Source organism: Pseudomonas sp. 67(2021) (genome assembly GCF_017491835.1).
In the GTDB taxonomy this organism is placed as follows: Bacteria; Pseudomonadota; Gammaproteobacteria; order Pseudomonadales; family Pseudomonadaceae; genus Aquipseudomonas; species Aquipseudomonas atacamensis.
Genome location: NZ_JAFGYL010000105.1, coordinates 1 through 328, shown reverse-complemented (window position 1 = coordinate 328; position 328 = coordinate 1). Strand labels below are relative to the sequence as shown.

Annotated in this window: 1 protein-coding gene; it reads right to left on the bottom strand. The window is 61.3% G+C overall.

All coding sequences use genetic code 11. The features are described from left to right. A partial coding sequence (locus tag J5M66_RS26735; protein ID WP_207817559.1) for a calcium-binding protein occupies window positions 1-328 on the bottom strand: 328 nt, incomplete at both ends.

Genomic DNA, 328 nt, shown 5'->3' with positions numbered 1-328 from the left:
TCGATGACCACGTCGCCGACGTTGTCGACGTAGTAGGTATCGACACCGTCGCCACCGATCATGGTGTCAGCGCCGACGCCGCCATCAAGGGTGTTGGCGGCCGCGTTACCGGTCAGGGTGTTGTTCAACGCGTTGCCGGTGCCGTTGACGGCATTGCCGGTCAACACGAGGTTTTCCAGGTTGGCGCCCAGCGTATAGTCAACCGAAGAGCGCACGGTGTCGATTTCGCTGATCAGGGTGCTGGTTTCGGTCACGGTATCGCCGAGGTTGTCGACGATGTAAGTGTCATTGCCCAGACCGCCGATCAGGGTGTCGGCACCCAGACCGC